The sequence below is a fragment of the Glaciecola nitratireducens FR1064 genome (assembly GCF_000226565.1).
Taxonomy (GTDB): domain Bacteria; phylum Pseudomonadota; class Gammaproteobacteria; order Enterobacterales; family Alteromonadaceae; genus Glaciecola; species Glaciecola nitratireducens.
This window is the reverse complement of the sequence record NC_016041.1, coordinates 2,313,619-2,335,706: the sequence shown is the minus strand read 5'-3', so window position 1 is coordinate 2,335,706 and position 22,088 is coordinate 2,313,619. Positions and strand designations below refer to the sequence as shown.

Genomic DNA, 22,088 nt, shown 5'->3' with positions numbered 1-22,088 from the left:
ATGTCTGACGCGGTCTGTGCTCAACAATTTATTTTGTTACCCGGTCAAGTTGCTCCCTTTGGTGCAACTCTAAAAAATGATGGCTGCAACTTTTCAATATATTGCCCAGACGCAAAAGATATTTATCTTTGTTTGTTTGATGATAGTGATAGAGAAGTTGCGCAAATTCGCTTGCAACAGCGAGTGCAGTCAAAGTGGTTTGGCTTCGTTACGGGAATTAAAGAGGGGCAAAAGTACGCTTATCGCGTGCACTCAAAACCCCATCGTAAAGTGAACGAAGAAATGAGCGTAGGCCGTTTGCTCATTGACCCTTATGCCAAACAATTAAGTCACGAACTAAATTGGGATAAGGATGCTTATGTTGGTATCACTAATCTTGTTTTAGGCCAGTCGGTGAAGGATAATAGTGTTTTTATTCCAAAGTCCATTGTGACTGCCTGTGACGCAACGAGTAAGTCTCGACTGAGCGTAGAAGGGAGCAGTTTAGCTAGCCTGCGCAAAGGTATTCCGCGACGAGACCGCATCATATATGAAGCTCACATCAAGGGGCTAACTCAACTTCATCCTGATGTACCTGATGAACATAAAGGCACTTTTTTAGGCGCATGTCACCCTAGCGTATTGGCGCACTTAACTGAATTAGGGGTAAGTTGTGTTCAATTTTTACCTATTTTTGCCTTTATGCCAGAGCCTTTCATTAGTGACAAAGGTTTAACAAATTATTGGGGTTACAACCCCATTAATTTTTTCAGTCCTGATCCAAGATACGGTGTAAATGACGCATTGTCTGAATGCAAATACATGGTAAGTGAGTATCACAAAGCGGGTTTTGAAGTCATTCTCGATGTGGTTTTTAATCACACAGCTGAAAGTGGCGAACCCGGCAGTATATTGTCTTTTAAAGGCTTTTGTCACAAACATGCTTATTTGCAAATTGAAAATGATGAATTGAGCACACCAACCTACATTAATTTTTCTGGTTGTGGCAATACTATAAACTCAGCGAATACTTACATGATGACCCTCATTATAGACGCATTACGCTATTGGGTCACAGAGGTAGGAGTAGATGGCTTTAGATTTGATTTAGCGGCTTCCTTAGGTCGCGAACCTATCGATTTTCATGCTGATGCTGCTGTGTTTAAAATACTCAGGCAAGATCCTGTCCTGAAATGCGCAGTAATGATTGCAGAACCCTGGGATATTGGACCAGGCGGTTACCAATTAGGTCAGTTTCCTGATTATTGGCTGGAAGTGAACGACAAGTTCAGGGATACCGTACGTGGGTTTTGGCGTTCTGATACCGGTTTGAAAGCCGGTTTTGCGACGCGCTTCATGGGCTCTCGAGATGTATTTCCAAAAGGCGTAAGGCCAATGCAAACTAGCGTCAACAATGTCACTTACCATGATGGCTTTACCTTGCACGATCTTGTGAGTTATTCACAAAAGCATAACTTTGCCAATTTGGAAGACAATCAAGACGGCCATAATCACAACTTGAGCCACAATTATGGCGTTGAGGGGGAAACAAACGACGTAGCTATTTTGTCCTTGCGTGAAAAACAGAAACGCAATTTGTTCGCGACCTTGATTTTGTCCCAGGGAACTCCGCATATCTTGGGTGGCGATGAATTGAGTCGTTCACAAAAAGGTAATAACAATGCTTATTGTCAAGATAACGAATTGAATTGGATGCACTGGCAGTTAAATAAGCGCCAGAGTTCATTTCTTGAGTTTTGCCAATACGTCATCGCGCTGCGCAATAAAAACCCACTGTTAAGCCATATGTTATTTAAGGACGATGAGTTTAACAATGAGGTGAACGTCACCACCGCAGACTGGTACCGAGTAGACGGAACATTTAAACGTGATCAAGATTGGAGTTCTGATAAGCATCACTGTTTCGCTCTGCATGTAGTGGGGTGCATGTCATCGACAGGTCCACAGTATAATCTGGCTTTGGAAAATGCTATAGAAAATGAGATCGTACAGGATACCGCTACGCCGAACGCAATTGCGCAGAACGACGTCGCACAAAACGCTGTGGCACAAGAATGGCTTTACGTGGTAAATAGCTCAACAGAAAACGTTGAGTTTAATTTACCCTTGTTGTCCAACCATCAGGATTGGCAATGTGTGCTCAACACAGCAAATAGTGATATTACACAAATTCAGTCGCAGCAAGTTAGTTCCCTATTTACAATGGAGTCGCGTAGCTTTTGCTTGTTCAAACTGCACTCTTAGAACGGGTTCCGTTTAGTTGTAACAGGCTCAGTGGCAATGCATAAACAAGGCGTTACGAGATCAGATTCTAATAAAAGATAGTGTTAAGCTGTTTATCCGTTTGTGCTTTGAGTGGTATGATCCCAAGATAATCAACATACAAGAGAGCTATGCATGAGTGGTGTATCCGCAAATCCTGAGAAAAATGAAGCATCAACGTTATGTGATATTGGGTTTATTGGTTTGGGAGTGATGGGCAAAAACCTCACGCTTAACTTAGTCGATAACGGTTACAAAGTAGCGTGTTTCGATCTCGACCAGAACAAAATAGATGCTATTTTAAGTCAGGATGAATTAGAACGGAAAACCGCCGAACCTAGAGTGATTGGCTGCCGTTCTTACACCGAATTATTAAAGAACCTCAAAGCCCCTCATACAATTATTTTGTCTGTTCCTGCCGGCGAACCTGTTGACCATGTTTGTCATCACCTTATTGATGCTGGTGTGCAAGCAGATGATATAGTGGTGGATACTGGAAATAGTTTATGGACTGATTCGGTTGAACGAGAAGCCAAATATAAAGGCAAGTTTATTTTCTTTTCTACCGCGGTTTCTGGTGGTGAAGTTGGTGCTCGTTTCGGTCCTTCACTTATGCCATCCGGCGACCCTTATGCATGGACTCGCATAGAATCTATTTGGCAAGCTGTGGCGGCGAAAGTCGATCCGAAAACAGGCCTGCCGATTGAGTCATACGAACCCGGTAAGCCGGTTACCGAGGGCGAACCGTGCACTACTTATATAGGTCCTGTTGGCGCAGGTCACTACGTCAAAATGGTACACAATGGCATTGAATACGCTGATATGCAGCTTATTTGTGAAGCGTATCACATCATGAGAACGGGGCTTAATATGAGCCCTAAAGAAATTGCACACACATATCGAGAGTGGAATAAAGGCGCATTAAATAGCTACCTTATCGAGATTAGTGCGCAGGTACTGGATCAAGATGATCCAGAGACTGGCGCCGCATTAGTTGACATGATCATGGATAAAGCTGGCCAAAAAGGCACTGGGTTGTGGACTGCCGTAAGTGCGCTACAGGTGGGAAGTCCAGCGCAAACAATCACACAGGCTGTATTTGCTAGAAGTCTTTCCGCCTTTAAAGACGAGCGGGTTATTGCGAGTAAAAAGCTTTCTGGACCTGATCCGTCAATGACGAAGAATGAGTCGAAAGAGACCGTGATCAAACAACTACACGATGCCCTGTATTGTTCGAAAATATGTGCGTATGCACAAGGTTTTCAACTAATGAGCATTGCCGCCAAAGAACACGGTTGGAAACTAGACTTTGCTGAAATAGCTAAAATTTGGCGCGCTGGTTGTATCATTCGGGCTATTTTCTTACAGTCCATTACTAAAGCTTATGAGAATGATGAGCACTTAGAGAATCTTTTACTTGATCCATTCTTTATTGAACAAATTAACAAATATCAATCAAATTGGCGAAAAGCAATAGCATCGGCAACTATAGCCGGCATTCCTTGCCCGGCAATGTCTTCAGCCTTAAGTTACTACGATTCTTATCGTTGTGAGGTGTTGCCCGCTAATCTACTGCAGGGACAACGTGACTTTTTTGGGGCACATACATTCTCTCGCGTTGATAAACCAGAAAGCAAAAAATACCATATTGAATGGAATAGCCCAGACCGACCACAAGTGATTGTCAAAAGATAAAAAAAGCCAAGAGCTAAGAGGTAAGCAACATGAGTGATCCTTGGAAAGATAAATTAAGCGAAGAAGAATACAGAGTTACTCGTCAGGCCGGTACAGAAAGGCCATACACAGGGGAGTATCTAGATAATAAGGCGACCGGTAATTACGTATGTAAATGCTGCGGAGCAAATTTGTTTGCATCGGACGCAAAGTTTGATTCTGGATGCGGTTGGCCTTCGTTTTTTGAACAAAGCGAAGAGGCTAACGTTGTATATCGGGTTGATAATTCGTTAGGCATGAAGCGAACTGAAATAGTGTGTAAGAATTGTGACGCTCACTTAGGCCATGTTTTCGACGATGGACCAAAACCAACAGGCCAGAGATATTGCGTAAACTCCATATCTTTGAACTTCAAGGGACAGGAAGATTGAGTAAAATCAAATAAATCAATTTTTTTGATGTAATTTTGTTACATCTGACGACTTGAAAGTAAAGGCACATTGATAATGTGCCTTTTGTGTTTTTTAGCCAGCTGCTTTAAAAAATAATGATTCGTAAACAGCGCGTTAGAGACGTTGATAAACGATAGCTTTCTTTGTTGTGCGCTTGTTTTGTAATTATACTGAGCCGTGCACAAAGCGTAAAACGTAGATTTGTTGTTAAAATTATCGCTTGTTTCCAATATTTGTAGATAAATTACAATCATAATCACGCCGTTCCTAATAAAATATAAAAAAGTGAAATTTATCAACAATTTGGCATAGCTCCATGGATTGCATAGAATGCGCCTCGCAACGCGAGCTTTGCCGCCGTTGACGCGCGGTATTGGACAATTAATAGCAACATTCAAACTATGTTTAGAAGGCACTTTGCATGAATCAGCAGTTCGAACAGGAATTATTATCTAGTTGGCAGGAAAGACAAGAGTTTGCAGAAAAAATGCTGCCCTTAATCGGCAGTCTTTATCGCAACCATTGCGTCGAAATCACACTTTATGGACGCACATTGCTCAATGCGAGCTCGATAGACGTCATTAAGGCCCATCGGACAGTCAGACGCCATGAAGGCGAGAAGCTGCGATTGAGAGAAAGCTGGCCTGTACTCGAAGCGATTAGCAAAATGAAATTAGCGCCTGTGGAAATTGATATAGGTAAGCTTGCGTTTGATTTCCATCATGCAGAAAAATCAGGTAAGGCGAATGATGGAAAAAATCGAAGCGACCTGCAGGCATACTTGAATGAAGAGTTAAAAGAAGTACATAACGCTGCTGATAATCATGAAGCTAAAGACGTAGTTTTATATGGATTTGGTCGAATTGGACGTCTATTAGCGAGATTGTTAATTGAGCGTCAGGGCAAAAATAACAAACTGCGACTGCGCGCTATTGTTGTTCGCGGTGGTAGAGATGGTGACTTAGAAAAACGCGCGAGTTTATTGCGCCGGGATTCAGTACACGGTCCTTTTAACGGCAGTATTACGATTGACGAAGAGCGCAAGGCAATCAAAGCGAACGGCTCTTACATTCAAGTTATTTATGCGAACAATCCAGACGAAATTGACTACACGCAATACGGAATCAATAACGCTATCATCATTGACAATACTGGTATGTGGCGTGATGAAGAGGGCTTGGGTTTACATTTGAAGTCAAAGGGCGCAGCCAAAGTATTGTTAACTGCACCGGGCAAAGGTGGCATAAAAAATATTGTACATGGTGTGAATCACGGAGATATATTGGCTTCGGACAAAATATTGTCGGCTGCTAGTTGCACCACAAACGCTATTACGCCAGTGTTGAAGGTATTAGACGAAGAGTATGGTATCGAGAATGGGCATGTTGAAACGGTGCATTCATTTACCAACGATCAAAACTTAATAGACAATTATCATAAAGCAGACAGAAGGGGCCGCGCCGCTTCATTGAACATGGTGATAACTGAGACGGGTGCAGCACAAGCTGTCGCGAAAGCTTATCCTCAACTTTCTGGTAAGCTGACAGGTAACGCAATCAGAGTGCCTACACCGAATGTATCGATGGCAATTCTAAATCTGAACTTGAAGAAAGTCACAGACAAAGAAAGCATTAATAACTTTTTGCAAACGGTGAGTTTATTTTCTGACCTGCAGCATCAAATTGACTTTACGGCATCAACAGAAATCGTATCTACCGACTTGGTGGGTACTAGAGCTGCCAGTGTTGTGGACTCGCAGGCAACGATTGTTGCTGACAACCGCGCCACTTTATATGTTTGGTACGACAATGAGTTTGGCTATAGCTGTCAGGTAATGCAGGTGGTTAAAGACATGGCTGGCTTAAAATATCCACTGGTCCCACAAGCTAAGATAGTAACGGCGTAATTCAAGTACGTTGAAAGTTTTGGCACTGTTGTCGTATCTTGTATGAAACGGCAAGGTGCCAAAACAAAAACGGCTAAGGTATGCTCAGTACTCGGCCGCAACATTATTTGGAACTAGATTGGACATTAAGTCGTTTTTCAAAAAAAGCTCTTGGACTCGAGATATTCTTTTCGGGATGCTCATTATTTTAGGCTTTATGGCTTATCAAAACCGAAATCTGCTAGATGATGACGGTTCTATTCAAATAAGCTCTCAACACTTTATTACGCTCAGCGGTGACATGTATTCACTTGCTCCGAGCGATAAAAAAACATTGGTTTATTTTTTTGCGCCGTGGTGCACAGTCTGCAAGATGAGCATAGCAAATTTGGATGTTGTCGATACCAATGAATACAACGTCGTCAGAATCGCTTTAGACTATCAGTCGGTAGAAGAAATTGAGGCTTTTGCTAAAGATGCTGGCGTTAATGGGACCGTTTTACTTGGCGGTGAACCCCACAAGCAGCGTTTTAACATAAGTGGATATCCGACGTATTATATCTTGGATGAACAACTGCAGGTAATTAGTCACGACATGGGCTACAGCACTTCTCTTGGTTTGAAATTGAGAACTAAGGTTCTTTGAAGATAAAAACCGTCAAGTTTCGATATAAAACTGCGCCATAGAGCCAATAAAACGCGATAAAAGCCAATTACTATATTACCGAATAAATTTCCCTATGGTAAAGTAGGCAAAAAGTCGGAACAGAGCACTTAAATGATAATAACAAGCCAATTTGATAGTGGTAATATTCGAGTTATTCAAGCTACAGATCCTCAAAATATAAAGTTAGCTATTAATCCTGATAATGGTTCAGAGTTTTATCAATGGTTTCACTTTAAACTTCAGTCAACAAAGTTTGTTGAACATAAGCTGGTTATTACTGACCTAGAGAAATCGGCATATCCTGATGGATGGCCTGGATATCAGGCTGTGGCTTCTTACGATCGCGAAGAATGGTTTAGAGTTGAAACCAGTTTTCATGACAACAATTTGACCATTGATTTTGTGCCTGAATATGATTCAGTCTACTTCGCCTATTTTACTCCTTATAGCTACGAGCGCCACCAAGACTTCATATCTGCTGCGCAAATGTCATTTGATTGTGAACTAAGACACATTGGATTTACGTTGGATAAGCGTGATATGTCGTTACTTGTCATCGGTGAAGAAGCCGAAGGTAAGAATAAAATTTGGGTGACGGCAAGACAGCATCCAGGTGAGTCTATGGCTGAATGGTTGGTAGAAGGTTTAGTTCGACGTTTACTTGATGAAGATGACGGTGTTGCAAAAAAATTATTGGAAGACAACGTCTTTTATGTGATCCCTAACATGAACCCCGATGGGTCAGCGCGTGGTCATTTGCGCACCAATGCGGTCGGTACTAATCTGAACCGTGAGTGGAAAAACCCCAGCGAAGATAAAAGTCCTGAAGTGCTATATACGCTGCAAGCTATGGATAAATATGGCGTTGATATGTTCTTAGATATTCACGGCGATGAAGCGCTGCCGTATAACTTTGTCGCAGGTTGTGAAGGTAACCCAAATTATAATGCGCGTTTAGAAGCCCTAGAAACGCGGTTCAAAGAAGCGTTACTATTAGCAACACCAGAATTCCAGGATGTATTTGGATATGCTAAAGATGCGCCTGGTACTGGAAATACAGCGATAGCTGCTAACGCAGTTGGACATCGTTTCGATTGCCTTTCATACACAGTTGAAATGCCTTTTAAAGATAATGATAATTTACCCGATCCAGCCTACGGTTGGTCAGCTCCGCGCTGCCAGCAATTTGGCGAAGATTTGTTAATTGCAATAAGAGCTGTTAGCGCTAGTTTGCGCTAAATTTACCGGCGCTATATTGCAGTAACGGACAGTGTAAGACGTTTTACCCAGTCGCTAACAAATTATGCTAATGTTGCTAGCGAATAAACAAAATTAACAGTAAAAATAAGAACAAGAGGACGTGATTTTGGAAGGTTTATTAGATTTTTTTAATCTGCTCGATGGATTTTTGGGCAGTGCGGCTTGGTTTCCATACATCCTGCTGGGTGTTGGTGCATTCTTTACTATTTATCTTAAATTTCCGCAAATACGGTTCTTCAAGCATGCTTGGTTAGTCGTTACGGGTAAATTTGATAAGGCGGATGAACCAGGTGATACCACGCATTTTAGGGCGCTAACTACAGCGCTCTCCGGCACAGTTGGTACAGGTAATATAAGTGGTGTGGCGTTTGCTATATTTTTGGGCGGTCCTGCTGCTCTTTTTTGGATGTGGGCAACGGCATTCTTAGGAATGACGACCAAGTTTGTAGAAGTAACACTCTCGCACAAATACCGCGTTAAAACCGAAGATGGCTCGATGGCTGGTGGCCCAATGTACTACATGGACCGTAGACTAAACATGAAATGGTTAGCGGTCGCGTTTGCAATCGCAACAGTAATCAGCTCATTTGGAACGGGTAACTTACCTCAGAGTAACGGTATTGCAACTAGTATAGAATCAACGTTTGGTTTCGCACCGGTGGTTGTTGGTGGCGTTCTTTCTGTGCTGCTTGGTCTAGTTATTCTAGGTGGTATTAAACGCATCGCTGCGGTTACTAGTAGAATAGTACCGTTGATGGCATTGATTTATATCGTCGGCGCCTTCGCTGTAATTTTTGCTAACATAGAAAATGTCGGTCCAGCTTTTGCTTCAGTTGTCAGTGATGCATTTACAGGCTCTGCGGCTGCGGGTGGCTTCTTGGGGGCAACACTTGCTTATGCGTTCAACAGAGGCGTAAATCGCGGTCTATTCAGTAACGAAGCGGGACAAGGTTCAGCGCCTATTGCGCATGCTGCAGCAAAAACCAAAGAGCCTGTGTCAGAGGGCATGGTTTCTATATTAGAGCCATTCATCGACACTATTATCATATGTACGATTACAGGCTTAGTAATACTGTCATCTGGCGTATGGAAAGAGAAGCATCAAAACACCTTCGATCGCTCAGATATGACTTTTTTCGCGGGCCAATATGACGAATCAAACAGCGAAGACATCAATAAATTGTTTTTGCACTTAAACAATGTGGAAGGCGAAAAGGTTGAAAACTTCACAGGCCAAATTAATGTGGTCAATGGGACGGCCACGTCAGGCGGTTTCACGTTAATTAACAGCCGTTCAATAGCTGAAGACGTGACTTACAGCGTTGGCTCTTCTGAGGACCCATTCACCGGTACCTTAAAAATAGAAGACGGTGCTTTAGTTAAGGAAAGCATCATCGTGGAAGGGAAATCGCTGGTTCACTCGGCTAACCTAACTGCCATTGCCTTTACTCGTGGCTATTTTGGTGAGTTTGGTAAGTACATTGTGTCAATCGGGCTATTACTATTCGCGTTTTCGACGGCAATTGCATGGTCTTACTATGGTGATAGGGCAATGACATATTTGCTTGGTCCACGTTCGGTCATGCCTTATCGCGTCATTTATTGCGCTGGTTTTTTCTGGGCAGCTGTTTCAGATACCACATTAGTTTGGGCACTATCAGCAGTAGCTATTGTCGTCATGACCTTGCCAAACTTGTTCGGTATTATGATGCTGCGAAAGGAAATGAAAGAATCAGTCAATGAGTACTGGGAAAAGCAGAAAAAATAAAGAGTCACTTAATAGTGAGAAAAAGGTTAGTCGAATGGTCGATTAACCTTTTTTTACGTATTAAACAGTTGAAATTAGTCCTTAGAATTAAAATTAAACGGAGACATGTATGGCTATTACAGCATGCCCATCTTGTTCAAAACCTATTTCTGACAAAGCAAAGTCATGCAGCCACTGCGGCTTCAATATTGGTAGCGCGACGGCAGAAGATATCGAGAGAAAAGCGAAGTTTGCACATTATCAAGCAATGCAAAAATTACAGAATCAATCAATGCTTGCTATCCTGTTGTTTATAACTGGATTTGGCTTTATTTATTGGGGCGGCTCAGAGCCAGGTGAAATTCAATATAACTTATCAATTGGCGCAACGATAGTTGGGTTCGTTTGGTATGCAGTCAATAGAGTCAGGCTCGCATTGGCAAAAAGGAAGTAAACGTGGATATTCAACAACTTGTTCGTGCAATGACACCGCAAATTTATGAAAACTTGCGCACAGCTGTCGAAATCGGTAAGTGGCCAGATGGAAAAGCGCTAACTGAAGAGCAGAAAAGCAACTCTTTGCAGGCGGTATTAATGTACCAGTCGAGAGTAGAGCAGTCAGAGCAGCACATGACCATTGGTAAAAATGGTGAAGTCGTTCAAAAAAGCCGTTCGCAACTCAAACAAGAGTTTGATAAAGCCTTGGGTAAAGACACAACATCAGAAGCTGCCGAGCAGAGCAGTGCAGACGACTTAAATACTATTGCGCGGTTTAAACAAAATGATATTTGATAGGTTCTTTAAAGCAAAACACCTTAGCTCAGATCCCGAAGTCCGTCTAACTGCTATTTCTAGTTTGTCATTGGATAAACCAGCAGACAAGCAAGCCTTGCACGAACTAGCATTTAACGATAGCCAAGCAAATGTAAGCGTAGCAGCGCTGGATAAGTTAAATTCCTTTCCTTTGTGGTTAAAGGCGTCAGAGACAGCAGAAAGTTCGAGACTAAAGAGACTTGCTCACGAGCGGGTTTTGGCGGAAGTAAATAACCCCAATTCAACTTTGCTGACTCAAGCCGATTTTAATTCATTTGTAGCCGAATCTAAGAATCTGGTGTTACTTGAACAAATGCTATTCAGCAATCAACGCTTGCAAAACAATGATGCACTAGCACTATCTGTGCTGTTGAAAATAAATAAAGTAAATACAAATCGACTGTATTTTAAAGATCATGCTAATCAAGCACAGCAGCAGGTCATCGTAGCTAGAACAGATGAAATTAACGAATTAAGTAAAATGCTTAAGTTCGCAAACCATGATGTTGTGATTAATGCAATTGAAGCGAAAATTGAAAATCTGAGAGCGTTGGCGGCGTTGCCAATTAAGATTAAACAAGATGCAACACTGGTTATTTCGAAACTTCTTGCGTTAAAAGACAACAATGATTACGAACAACTGTATGAGGGCAAACAGCAACTTTGCCAAGAGTTCGAGCAATACAAAGCCCAATTTAATGTTTTAGATGAGGAAACAGCGCTGTTGTTGGCCGAAAAATACTTGCGCGTAAATGAGTCTGTTGAGAAGCGTTTAGCTGCACTAAAAGAAGAGTGGCAAAATACTAACGAGCTGAAGCTGACAACAAATGCACTGTCTGAAATAGAGGAACGCTTCAAAGAAGTGAAACAGCAGATAGACGCGATTTTAGCATCAATTGATGACCCGAGTTTGCTAGCGCAGTCGAAATTACTCAGCAACGCATTGTCTGACATTAGTCTCGATATTGAGGATGCGAAGAAGCGTCCGCAAACCGTAGCGCATAAGCGCACAATTAAGCAGATATACGCAAACATCGAAACTTACCAAGGTTTTTTGGAACAACTACCTAATGTGCGCGAGACACAAGAGAATGCCAAAGCTTTAGTTATAAAGCTGCAGGCGCTATCCGATGAGTTACCCGTTGATGAACTTGCTGATTTGGTAAAGCAACTAAAACGTGAGTGGAATAAGATGTTGTCGGAGTGTTCGTTGCCGCTTCCGGAACCGATATTAGCAGCTTGGCAAGGCGCAGAGAAAAAGCACCGTAGCAAAATCACTGCTGTTCAGGAGGAACTTAAACAGCAAGAAAAAAAGACATTAGCTAAGCTTAAAACCGTTCAGAGAATGATCAATCAGGGTAGCTTTAAACCTGCGCTGTCGACATTTAAATATGCGCAAAAAATGTATGCGTTATTACCTGATAAAAATCAAAAAAACTTGTCGAAACTATACTTAGAATTACATGAGAAGGCCACTGAGCTGCAAGAACTTCAGGCTTTTATTGCGGGCCCAAGAAAACCTGCAATGCTTGAAGAAGTTAATGCTTTAGCACTCCAACAAAACGTAGAGGATATCCCTGGTAGAGCGCAAAGCGTTAAAACCTTGAGGGCGCAGTGGAATGAACTTGGTAAACTTGGAACTGATGAAGATGATGCGCTCAATAAAGCGTTCGATGATGCAATAGAAAAGGCGTTTATGCCGTGTCGTGAACATTATGCTGAACAAGATAAAGTTCGAGCTGAAAACGCGCTGCAAGCAAAGGTAATTATCGACGAGTTAGCGGAACTGGCTAAGCATGAAAATACAGCAACTATTGGTCGTGCCTTAAGCGCTATTAATAAAAAATGGCGCGCCTTAGGTAATCTTGAGCAAAGTGAACGTCGTAAGCTGCAAAAGACGTATCAAACTGCGCTAAAGCCTATACAAGTGCGCTTGGATGCTTTTTATTCTGACAATTTAGAGCGTAAACAAGCGCTCTTGAAAAAAGCTGAGCAACTCGATGCAGTAGAAGATGTTAGCAATGCAGCAGAATCTGCAAAGCAGTATCAACAGCAGTGGAAAGAAATCGGCTTTTCAGGAAAACAAACAGACGATGAGCTATGGACAGCATTTCGCAAAGCCAATGATGCCGTTTTTGCAAAAATAAGTGAAAAAAGAGACGCTGAAGCCTCAGAGCTATCGCAAGCAAAAACAGAGTTTTACACCGATGCTGCAGCCTTGAGTGAGCAACTCAAAACAGCGACTGAACTGAAAGACCTGTCTGATTTTAGCGCTAATGTAGAGGTGTTGAACGATAAACTTCGTGATATACCAACGCGACAAGCGAAAACGGAACAGCAAAAGTTAGACTCGATTTTAGTGCAGTACAAAGCGAAACAGCTTGAGTTTGAAGAACAGAAAAACACCGCACAGTGGACTAATCTATTTGATACGCTGGCAGCTTGGACTGACGACTCATTGCCAGAGAGTGCAGCTGAGTTACCCAACAAATTTCAACAGCTAATGAAGTTATCAAGTAACGACAAAGGTGATGACAAACGCAAAGAGCTTACTATACAAGCTGAGATTATTGCTGATTTACCGAGTAATAAAGCGGATGAAAAAGAGCGTAAATTACTTCAACTGCAGCTAATGGCTGCTCGGTTAGAAGGAAGCGATATTCCGACTGTGGATGCTTTATTAGCCGATTGGATTAGTTGTGGTCCTTTGTTGAAAACGGACCAGGCACTGTTGAAGCGCTTAAAGAAAGTCATTCTGGCATAAGGCGATTCTCATGCGCAAGCATATCTATGTGGCATATACAGGCGGTACGATAGGCATGAAACCATCGAGCAGCGGCTTTGTGCCGGCTGCTGGATACTTGAGTGAAACCTTGCTCAATATGCCTGAGTTTCATCGAAAAGAGATGCCAGCATTCACTATTCATGAATATGATCACCTCATTGACTCGAGTGATATGTCGCCCGCTGATTGGCAGCTTATTGCAGATGATATCGCCAATAACTATGCTGCCTATGACGGTTTTATTATTTTGCATGGCACTGACACCATGGCCTACACGTCATCCGCCCTGTCGTTCATGCTTGAGGGGCTGACGAAGCCAGTGATAGTAACAGGCTCACAAATACCTTTGGCTGAATTAAGGTCAGATGGTCAAACAAACTTGTTGAATGCCTTGTACATTGCAGCAAACTATCCCATTCCAGAAGTTACGTTGTTTTTCAACAATAAGCTGTATCGCGGAAACAGAGTGCGAAAAGTTGATGCGGACGGCTTTGATGCCTTTGATTCACCGAACTTTCCAGCGCTGTTGGAAGCGGGTATTAATATTGAAGTAAATCATGATGTGGTCAGTGTTTTTGATAGTGTGATTAATAGTGTGATTGATAGCGACGTTGGTAGCGAAGAAAACGGCAAGAAAGACAGCGAAAACGTTAAACAGGCAGACGCAAATAACTCGAGCTCATCGAGTAATTTAAAAATAAGCCCAGTAACACCTCAACCAATAGGCTTAGTGAGCTTGTATCCAGGAATTTCAGCAGATGTGGTTAAAAATATCATACAGCAGCCTGTCAATGCGCTTATCCTATTGAGCTATGGCGTTGGTAACGCTCCTCAAAATAAAGCATTATTAGCCCAACTCGTTCAAGCACAAGAGAATGGAGTGATTGTGGTGAACTGCACCCAGTGTTTTAGAGGGACGGTCAACATGACTGGCTACGCGAATGGTCATTTATTACAAAATACGGGGCTAATTTCTGGCGGAGATATGACGCCTGAAGCAACCTTAGCTAAGCTGCATTATTTGCTTAGCAAGCCTGAGCTCAGTACACAAGAGCGTAGAAAATTGATGACTAGAAACCTTCGTGGAGAGCTAACTCGTCGCTAGCGCTCATTTTGGGCTGCTTAAAGGCTATCTAACGCAGCTATTACATCATTAATTAGATCTTCGTGACGCTCACATCCAACGCTGAATCTGATAACACCTTCTGGTATCTGGTCAGTTCCCCAGCGAGCACGCCGCTCAGCGATGCTGTGCACGCCACCAAAACTGGTTGCTACATAGACCAAGTTGCAAGCGGCTAAGAATTTATCTGCGGCTTCCTTGGACTCTAATTCGAAACTTATAATAAAGCCAAACAGTTGCTGCTGCTGCTTGGCAATCGCATGTGAAGGGTCGGATGTGAGCCCTGGGAAGCGAATTGACAGCACTTTTTCGTGTTTTTCCAGAGCATCAGCTAACAGTATCGCGGTGTCGCACATGCGTTGTAATCTAACATCTAATGTAGATAAGCTTCTGTGCACAAGCCAAGTTTCCATAGGCCCAGGAATATTTCCCGAAAATTTGCGCCAATTTCTTATTTTGTCGCTAATCGTTTTATCTAATGTTGAAACGTGGCCAAATACAACGTCGCTGTGCCCGTTAACCGCTTTAGTATCAGCACTCATCGAAATGTCTGCGCCCAAAGCTAGTGGTAACTGCCCTAAGAATGTCAGCGTTGTGTTATCGATGGCTAATATACCGCCTTGCTGATGGATCTTGTTGGCAGCTTTGCGTATATCAAAGGTGTCCAGCATGGGATTACTTGGGGTTTCCAATAAGGCAACAGTAATGCCGTGAAAATCAAAACTGTCGATTTCACGAGTTGCAATTGTTTTTAACTTAACGCCAAACTTAACCAGATAATGCTCGGTGTAATAGCGTACCGGAGCGTAGCCGTCGCTGGGCAGCAATATTGTGTCGCCCGGCTTAACCAAACTGGTTAAAATTGCTGAGGCAGCAGACATTCCTGAAGGAAAAATTACGGTATCGCCACCTTCTAATTCAGCTAAGCCTGTTTCTAAGCTTGTCCAAGTCGGCTGTCCAAATCGACCGTATTGATAAACCTCAGGATCTACATCACCGGATAAATGAAACGTGCTGGCAAATTCAGGGCCATGACGAAATGCGTTTCCATTCTTTGCTACAGGCGCACCGGCATTGATACTGAGAGAGGCTAGGGAAGGTTTACGCGTCATACTTTCTGTCAACTCTCTTGCAAACGTGCTGCAAGGTATTTTGCTAATTCTAGCATTGCAAATTGTCCTGCTATTTTTTCTGCATCAGAGTTGTAGTTTGTGTTTGTATTAACGTCATAGGCATAGCTGATGCCATCTGCATCTTGTATAGCTTCGATACCAGCTACTTGAATATCATTTTCTTGCAAGAACGCCTCGTAGGCATCAATAAATGCTGGACGGTAGTTCTTGAGAATTTCGAACTTTGCGGTAGCTGCTGTTTGTGGCTTATCCGTCGGACAAAACATATCGTCAATAGAGCAAGCATCTGCGGGGCAAAGTTCAAAGCCTTCAGATGTATCAACTTTGACGCCATAAAGGAATTTGCCACCAATAAATTCATGTCTAATGATGAAGGATTCGGGCGATTCAATATATTGTTGGATCAAAGTAATACCGTCAACGGGTTCATCAAAATTCGCACCGTCAATATAATCTTGTAGTGCATTAACAGAATGAAACAGCTGCACTCCTTGACCTTTGCCTGCTCGGTTATGCTTAGTGATAAAAGAAGGCATGCCTAGTGAATTAGCGGCATCGATAATGTGCTTTTTACCTACTGCGGCGAGTGTTTTTGGTGTTTGGATACCGCCCGCATTAAGCGCCATGTACTGATTTACTTTACTCACTTCTAAGCGCAGCGCTCTGGTGCCGTTTACCACTATACGACCGTGACGCTCCAACCAAGCAAGCACTGCTTCTGTGAATTCAGGAGCAAAGCGATGGTCTCGGGTGTGTGAAGAAGCACTGATTCGATTGTAGAAAACGCCCTCGGGCGGCTCGCTGGACAAGTCTATGACACCTTCATCCAAGTGCCAAAGCTCGTAGGGTAGACTTAATTCTTCCAACCTGTTCTGCAAGTGAATAGTCCACTCGTTATTTTCATGCAGTACGTAGATTTTGCTCATAGTCGTTATTTCGCTTCTACACCTTCAGCTTGCTTGTCGGCATGGTAGCTAGAGCGCACCATTGGACCGCATGCTGCGTGCGAGAAACCAATCGAATTTGCGTATTCTCCAAGCGCGTCAAACTCTGCAGGCGGCACATAGCGCTTAACTGGGAAATGGTGTTTACTTGGCTGTAAATATTGACCAAGAGTCAGCATGTCGACATTGTGAGTGCGAAGATCATCTAATACTTTTTGCATCTCTTCGGACTCTTCGCCCATTCCCATCATCAATCCTGATTTTGTCGGGATTGTAGGGTGCTGCTCTTTGAATTTGCGCAGCAAATCAAGCGACCACTGATAGTTTGCCCCAGGGCGACACTCTCTGTATAAACGGGGAATGGTTTCTAAATTATGGTTAAACACGTCTGGAACGCCGTTTTGAAATATCTCCAAGGCTCGGTCCATACGGCCTCTGAAATCAGGAACCAAAACTTCAATTTTGGTGCTCGGGCTGTGTTCGCGAATTGCATTTATGCAATCAACGAAGTGTTGAGCGCCGCCGTCACGAAGATCGTCGCGATCAACTGATGTGATCACCACGTAGCTCAATTTCATCTCCGCAATGGTCTTTGCTAACTTAATAGGTTCCTCTGCGCTTGGTGGTAGGGGTTTACCGTGCGCAACATCACAGAATGGGCAGCGACGAGTACAAATGTCACCCAATATCATGAACGTCGCGGTGCCTTTATTAAAGCATTCCGCAAGGTTAGGGCAGCTGGCTTCTTCACATACCGAATGTAAGTTATTTTTGCGCAGCGTTGATTTGATGTGGTCGATGCGATCTGTTGTTCGAGGCAGCTTTATTTTGATCCACGATGGTTTGCGCAGCATCTGTTCCTTTTCGGTCGGAACAATGGTGATCGGAATGTGTTTTAGTTTCTCATCATCGCGAAGTTTTACACCCGCTTCTGAACGTGAATTATTCATCAAAACCTTCTCTATATTCTTTATGCTTAATACCCAATAGCGAGCAAAAGTGATCAACTATTTTAGGGCCTGCAATCTCTAGTGAATCAGGACCACCTAGTGCGGCACAATCTATCATTTCCATGCCTGCATAGCCACACGGATTTATGCGCCCGAAAGGACGTAGATCCATATTTACGTTTAGTGCTAGACCATGAAAAGAACATCCTTTGCGAATTCTTAAGCCAACAGAGCATAGCTTCTGCTCATTGACATAAACGCCGGGAGCATCCTTTTTAGCGTAAGCTTCGATGCCATAGTCAGCCATTAAGTTAACGATACAGTTTTCTAAGCCATTAACTAGGTGACGAACCCCCAATTTGTTTCTGCGCACGTCAATTAGAATGTACAGCATTTGTTGACCCGGACCGTGATAGGTTACTTGCCCACCTCTGTCTACTTGCACAACGGGAATGTCGCCAGGTGCAAGGATATGCTCAGCCTTGCCGGCTTGGCCTTGAGTAAAAACGGGCGTATGTTCCACTAACCAAATTTCATCAGCTGTTTCTGGCGTTCTTTGGTCAGTAAACTCCTGCATTTTCTGCCAAATTGGACGATATGATTGCGAACCTAATTGGCGAATGATGGTTGATTGCATAGAAATCAGAGCACGAACCTAACCAGCTCAAGACTGGAGATCTCTGTGTAAATTGTTTCCATATGGTCTTTACTAGTTACTTTCACTTTTATTGATAGTGAATGATAGTTGCCCTTGCTGCTTGGCTTAATGCTAGGTGAATAATCACCGGGCGCATGCTGCTGCAGACACGAGATAACAACGTCAGGCAAACTTGGGTCGGCAACTCCCATGACTTTAAAGGTTTGGAAGCAGGGAAACTCTAAAATTTCGTCAAACTTTGTATCCAATGTCATAATTAACTCTCAAATCCCATTTTTAAGGAAAACCAATCCATCGCTTTTTCAATCAAGCCGCCTTCCTGCACTTCATGCAGTGTGACTAAGGGGTAGGTGGCAACATTTTCACCTTCTAATTGTAAAAATAATTGACCAACAACTTGTCCTTTCTCAACGGGTGCTTCAAGACTCTGGCTTAGCTCGAAGTGCGCTTTCAATTTGCTTGCCTGACCGCGCGGTATCGTAATTGGCGTTGATTGGTTCAGACCTAACTCCACAGTCTCACGGTCACCCATATAAATGCGATGAGCAACAAAGCTATCGCCTGCTTGGTAAGGCGTTACTGACTCAAAGAAACGGAATCCGTAGCGCAATAGTTTCTTATTTTCAACTTTACGAGAGCGTTCGCTGTCGGTACCCATAACGACAGACACTAAACGCATGTCGCCTTGGGTGGCTGAGGTAATCAAACTATATCCTGCGTCCGACGTGTGACCTGTCTTTATTCCATCTACGTTAAGGCTCTTATCCCAAAGCAAACTGTTACGATTAAATTGCTTAATACCGTTGTATGTGAACTCTTTGATACTGTATAAGGCGTAAGCCTCTGGTAATTCGGAAATTAAAGCCGATGACAGAGTCGCCATGTCGCGCGGTGATGTGTAATGATCTGCATCGTGCAAACCATGGCTGTTGACAAAGTTACTGGCGTTCATGCCGAGACTTTGAGCATGTGCGTTCATCATGCTAGCAAATGCATCCTCGCTGCCAGCAATGTGTTCTGCCATTGCAACACAGGCGTCGTTGCCTGATTGAACGACAATGCCCATAAGCAAATCTTCAACCGACACTTTGGTTCCGACTTCAATGAACATCTTTGAAGAGTCTGGGAAGTTCTTGGCCCATGCATTCTCGGATATTGTCACCATGTCAGTCAGACTAATATTACCTGCCTTAATCTCTTTACCGATGACATAGATGGTCATGATTTTGGTCAAACTTGCTGGTGCAAGTCGCATATCAATATTTTTTTCAGCGATGATATGACCTGTGTTGTGATCCACCAACATATAACCGCCTGCCGCCACACTGGGTGGGGGAGGAATAACAATCGCCGCATTTGCAAAGAAGCAAGATGCTGCAAGAAGTAACGTATAAACTATTTTTAAGCGCATTTATTCAACCATTCTTTTGAGGTTTTTATCATCTGTGTGCATCGACTTTCAAGGTATAGCACCTAATCTTTCGGTGACCTTGAGTTGCTTTCTTAATGAGCATGCAATCACGTGATCTAGTAAACGTGGATTTTATATCAATCCACCTGTGGACGGCTAGTGATTCAGCCTATTTTTTATTAATTCTGTATTCGTTATGACAAGCAATAATGACGAAGTTGTTAGATTGTCAGTTGAATCAATCAGCCGACAGGATCTGAAATGCACTGTCGAAACCGATGCTTCTCAGATCTTGGATTAACTTTTCTGCTTTTTGTTCATTTATTAATGGGCCAAGCCTTAATCTATAGATGTTATCAATTAACGGTGCGTCAGTAGGAACCTGATAGAGGCGTGCTAATCCTTCAGACAGTTCGCTTACTTTTTCAGCGTCAGAAAACGCAGCAACTTGTACAAAAATTTGACTTTTTTTGTCGCTACCAGCCATCACCGATGCTAAGGCATTCGAAATTGGCGGCGCTGCAGATTCAAGTTCTACTCGGTCTTCCATGGTTGTTTTAGTATTTGCTTGAGCAACCATGACTGCGTTTGATTCGGGTTGAGCCAAAGATGGCGGTATTTCTGGCTGCTGCGGTGCGCCAGCACCAACGGTCATGATGCCATCTTCATCGATATGAACAACTTCAACTTTTACGTTAGCAACGCCTGTCGACAATACATCTAACTTTTTAGCCGCAGCATACGACAAGTCGATGACACGACCGGGGTGAAATGGGCCCCTGTCGTTAACACGAACAATCGCTATTTTTTGATTATCTAAGTTGGTTACTTTCACAAAGGAAGGTAAGGGCAATGTTTTATGCGCCGCCGTCATTGAAAACATATCATAAACTTCGCCATTAGAGGTTAAATGTCCATGAAACTTCTGCCCATACCATGAGGCTTCACCATGTTCTTCGTAACCTTTTGCTGTCAGCATTGGCGTATAATATTGACCCAGCACCGTGTAGGGGCGAAAGTTAGCTGGCGCGTAGGGTTCATATCTGGGTGTCGCATCCGCGAGCTCTAAGTCGCCGTAATGGAACTCAGGCGCGCTGTCTTGTTTTTGCGAATATCGACTATTGTTGATACTACAAGCGCTTAAGCCTGAAAGAGCTATTACCAATATTGTATATTTGTTTAGCGTATTCATTCCGTTGCCATTATTTTATCGTTATTGTTGTTTTGTTTTATTGCCACGTTATTTAGCGGGACATTAATCGCTTTTGCGTACTGATTGACATCAGAATACCAAAGCCTGCTAGCAAGGTCACCATTGATGTTCCGCCATAGCTGACAAGCGGCAACGGAACCCCAACAACAGGCAATAAGCCGGAAACCATTCCCATATTAACGAAAACATATACAAAGAAGGTTAAGGTTAAACTGCCAGCCAGCAATTTACTAAAGGCGTCTTGGGCATAATTTGCAATCATTAGTCCACGAATAATAATACACATGTAGATAAACAAGAGTCCTATAACCCCAATCAGACCAAATTCTTCACTAAAAACAGCGAAAATAAAGTCGGTGTGTCGTTCAGGCAAAAATTCGAGTTGAGATTGAGTGCCCTGCAGCCAGCCTTTTCCGCTGACACCGCCGGAGCCTATGGCTATTTTGGACTGGATAATATGATAACCAGAGCCCAGAGGGTCACTTTCTGGGTTTAAGAAGGTGAGAACGCGCTGCTTCTGATAGCCTTGCATCAAGAAGAACCACATTATTGGCGCGAATGCGCCGCCTAACGCGCTTATTAAACCGATTAAACGCCAGGACATGCCCGACAGAAACAGAGCAAATATACCTGAACTTGCGACCAAGAGGCTGGTACCTAAATCAGGCTGTTTAGCAATCAGGATGGTCGGAATGAAGACGAGCACAAAGCCAATCGCGATATTACGAGCGCGAGGCGGTAAGTTAAATTTACTAATGTACCAAGCAACCATAAGTGGAACAGCTAACTTCATTACTTCAGAGGGTTGAAAACGAATTACGCCTAAGTCCAACCAGCGCTGAGCGCCTTTTCCGACAACGCCTACAAGAAGAACAAGAATGAGCATAATAAGCCCAAAGCTATAGAAATAAACCGCCAGGCGCCTGTATGCCATGGGCGGAATTTGGGCAAGAATGAACATAACGATGAGGGCAATACCAAGGCGTGTTAGCTGTCTATTTACCAAATCCCAGTCTTGTCCTCCAGAGCTATAGATGGTCACAAGTCCAATACCCATTAGGCAAACTAGTGCGAACAACAAAAAGCCATCAATATGAATGCGCTCGAGCAT

General features: G+C 43.1%; 19 protein-coding genes. 11 read left to right on the top strand and 8 right to left on the bottom strand.

Annotation, left to right across the window (positions count from 1 at the left end):
* The 11 genes from glgX (at window position 1) to GNIT_RS09955 (ending at window position 14,650) form a co-directional block, all read left to right on the top strand.
* Window positions 1-2,244: a glycogen debranching protein GlgX gene (glgX, locus tag GNIT_RS10010; RefSeq protein WP_014109084.1), complete on the top strand. Its 2,244-nt coding sequence runs from the start codon at window positions 1-3 to the stop codon at window positions 2,242-2,244.
* A gap of 153 nt (window positions 2,245-2,397) precedes the next feature.
* A complete protein-coding gene (gene gndA, locus GNIT_RS10005) occupies window positions 2,398-3,957 on the top strand; it encodes an NADP-dependent phosphogluconate dehydrogenase (RefSeq protein ID WP_014109083.1) in 1,560 nt (519 codons plus the stop codon).
* Between the two features lie 29 nt (window positions 3,958-3,986).
* Window positions 3,987-4,367, top strand: a complete 381-nt coding sequence (gene msrB, locus GNIT_RS10000) for a peptide-methionine (R)-S-oxide reductase MsrB (RefSeq protein WP_041246385.1) — start codon at window positions 3,987-3,989, stop codon at window positions 4,365-4,367.
* A gap of 442 nt (window positions 4,368-4,809) precedes the next feature.
* On the top strand, window positions 4,810-6,294 hold the full coding sequence (locus GNIT_RS09990; protein WP_014109080.1) for a glyceraldehyde-3-phosphate dehydrogenase: 1,485 nt from the start codon (window positions 4,810-4,812) through the stop codon (window positions 6,292-6,294).
* A 118-nt stretch (window positions 6,295-6,412) separates the two neighbouring features.
* The gene (locus GNIT_RS09985; RefSeq protein ID WP_014109079.1) at window positions 6,413-6,919 is read left to right on the top strand and encodes a TlpA family protein disulfide reductase; all 507 of its coding nucleotides are present in this window, start codon (window positions 6,413-6,415) and stop codon (window positions 6,917-6,919) included.
* Window positions 6,920-7,051: 132 nt separating this feature from the next.
* The gene (locus GNIT_RS09980) at window positions 7,052-8,179 is read left to right on the top strand and encodes a M14 family metallopeptidase (protein WP_014109078.1); all 1,128 of its coding nucleotides are present in this window, start codon (window positions 7,052-7,054) and stop codon (window positions 8,177-8,179) included.
* 127 nt (window positions 8,180-8,306) lie between these two features.
* Window positions 8,307-9,968, top strand: coding sequence for an alanine/glycine:cation symporter family protein (locus tag GNIT_RS09975; protein WP_014109077.1), 1,662 nt, complete (start codon window positions 8,307-8,309; stop codon window positions 9,966-9,968).
* Between the two features lie 109 nt (window positions 9,969-10,077).
* Complete coding sequence (locus GNIT_RS09970; RefSeq protein WP_014109076.1) at window positions 10,078-10,401, top strand: zinc-ribbon domain-containing protein; 324 nt, start codon at window positions 10,078-10,080, stop codon at window positions 10,399-10,401.
* A gap of 2 nt (window positions 10,402-10,403) precedes the next feature.
* Complete coding sequence (locus tag GNIT_RS09965) at window positions 10,404-10,739, top strand: YeaC family protein (protein ID WP_014109075.1); 336 nt, start codon at window positions 10,404-10,406, stop codon at window positions 10,737-10,739.
* On the top strand, window positions 10,729-13,524 hold the full coding sequence (locus tag GNIT_RS09960; protein WP_014109074.1) for a DUF349 domain-containing protein: 2,796 nt from the start codon (window positions 10,729-10,731) through the stop codon (window positions 13,522-13,524). The genes GNIT_RS09965 and GNIT_RS09960 overlap by 11 nt, the downstream gene beginning before the upstream one ends.
* Before the next feature lie 10 nt (window positions 13,525-13,534).
* Complete coding sequence (locus GNIT_RS09955) at window positions 13,535-14,650, top strand: asparaginase domain-containing protein (protein WP_014109073.1); 1,116 nt, start codon at window positions 13,535-13,537, stop codon at window positions 14,648-14,650.
* Between the two features lie 17 nt (window positions 14,651-14,667).
* Here GNIT_RS09955 and GNIT_RS09950 read toward each other — a convergent pair whose 3' ends face one another.
* The 8 genes from GNIT_RS09950 to rodA all read right to left on the bottom strand — a co-directional run bounded on the left by GNIT_RS09950 (window position 14,668) and on the right by rodA (window position 22,088).
* Window positions 14,668-15,780: a cystathionine gamma-lyase gene (locus GNIT_RS09950; RefSeq protein ID WP_014109072.1), complete on the bottom strand. Its 1,113-nt coding sequence runs from the start codon at window positions 15,778-15,780 to the stop codon at window positions 14,668-14,670.
* 8 nt (window positions 15,781-15,788) lie between these two features.
* A complete protein-coding gene (locus GNIT_RS09945; protein WP_014109071.1) occupies window positions 15,789-16,727 on the bottom strand; it encodes an ATP-grasp domain-containing protein in 939 nt (312 codons plus the stop codon).
* A gap of 5 nt (window positions 16,728-16,732) precedes the next feature.
* The gene (lipA, locus tag GNIT_RS09940; protein ID WP_014109070.1) at window positions 16,733-17,695 is read right to left on the bottom strand and encodes a lipoyl synthase; all 963 of its coding nucleotides are present in this window, start codon (window positions 17,693-17,695) and stop codon (window positions 16,733-16,735) included.
* On the bottom strand, window positions 17,688-18,332 hold the full coding sequence (lipB, locus tag GNIT_RS09935; RefSeq protein ID WP_014109069.1) for a lipoyl(octanoyl) transferase LipB: 645 nt from the start codon (window positions 18,330-18,332) through the stop codon (window positions 17,688-17,690). The genes lipA and lipB overlap by 8 nt, the downstream gene beginning before the upstream one ends.
* Window positions 18,333-18,337: 5 nt before the next feature.
* Window positions 18,338-18,601, bottom strand: coding sequence for a DUF493 family protein YbeD (gene ybeD, locus GNIT_RS09930; RefSeq protein WP_041246780.1), 264 nt, complete (start codon window positions 18,599-18,601; stop codon window positions 18,338-18,340).
* A gap of 8 nt (window positions 18,602-18,609) precedes the next feature.
* Entirely contained in the window at window positions 18,610-19,764 is a 1,155-nt protein-coding gene (locus GNIT_RS09925; RefSeq protein WP_014109067.1) for a D-alanyl-D-alanine carboxypeptidase family protein, read from the bottom strand.
* A gap of 238 nt (window positions 19,765-20,002) precedes the next feature.
* Window positions 20,003-20,956 (bottom strand): septal ring lytic transglycosylase RlpA family protein, encoded by a 954-nt coding sequence (locus GNIT_RS09920; RefSeq protein WP_014109066.1) that lies wholly within the window; start codon window positions 20,954-20,956, stop codon window positions 20,003-20,005.
* A 52-nt stretch (window positions 20,957-21,008) separates the two neighbouring features.
* The gene (rodA, locus tag GNIT_RS09915; protein WP_049786988.1) at window positions 21,009-22,088 is read right to left on the bottom strand and encodes a rod shape-determining protein RodA; all 1,080 of its coding nucleotides are present in this window, start codon (window positions 22,086-22,088) and stop codon (window positions 21,009-21,011) included.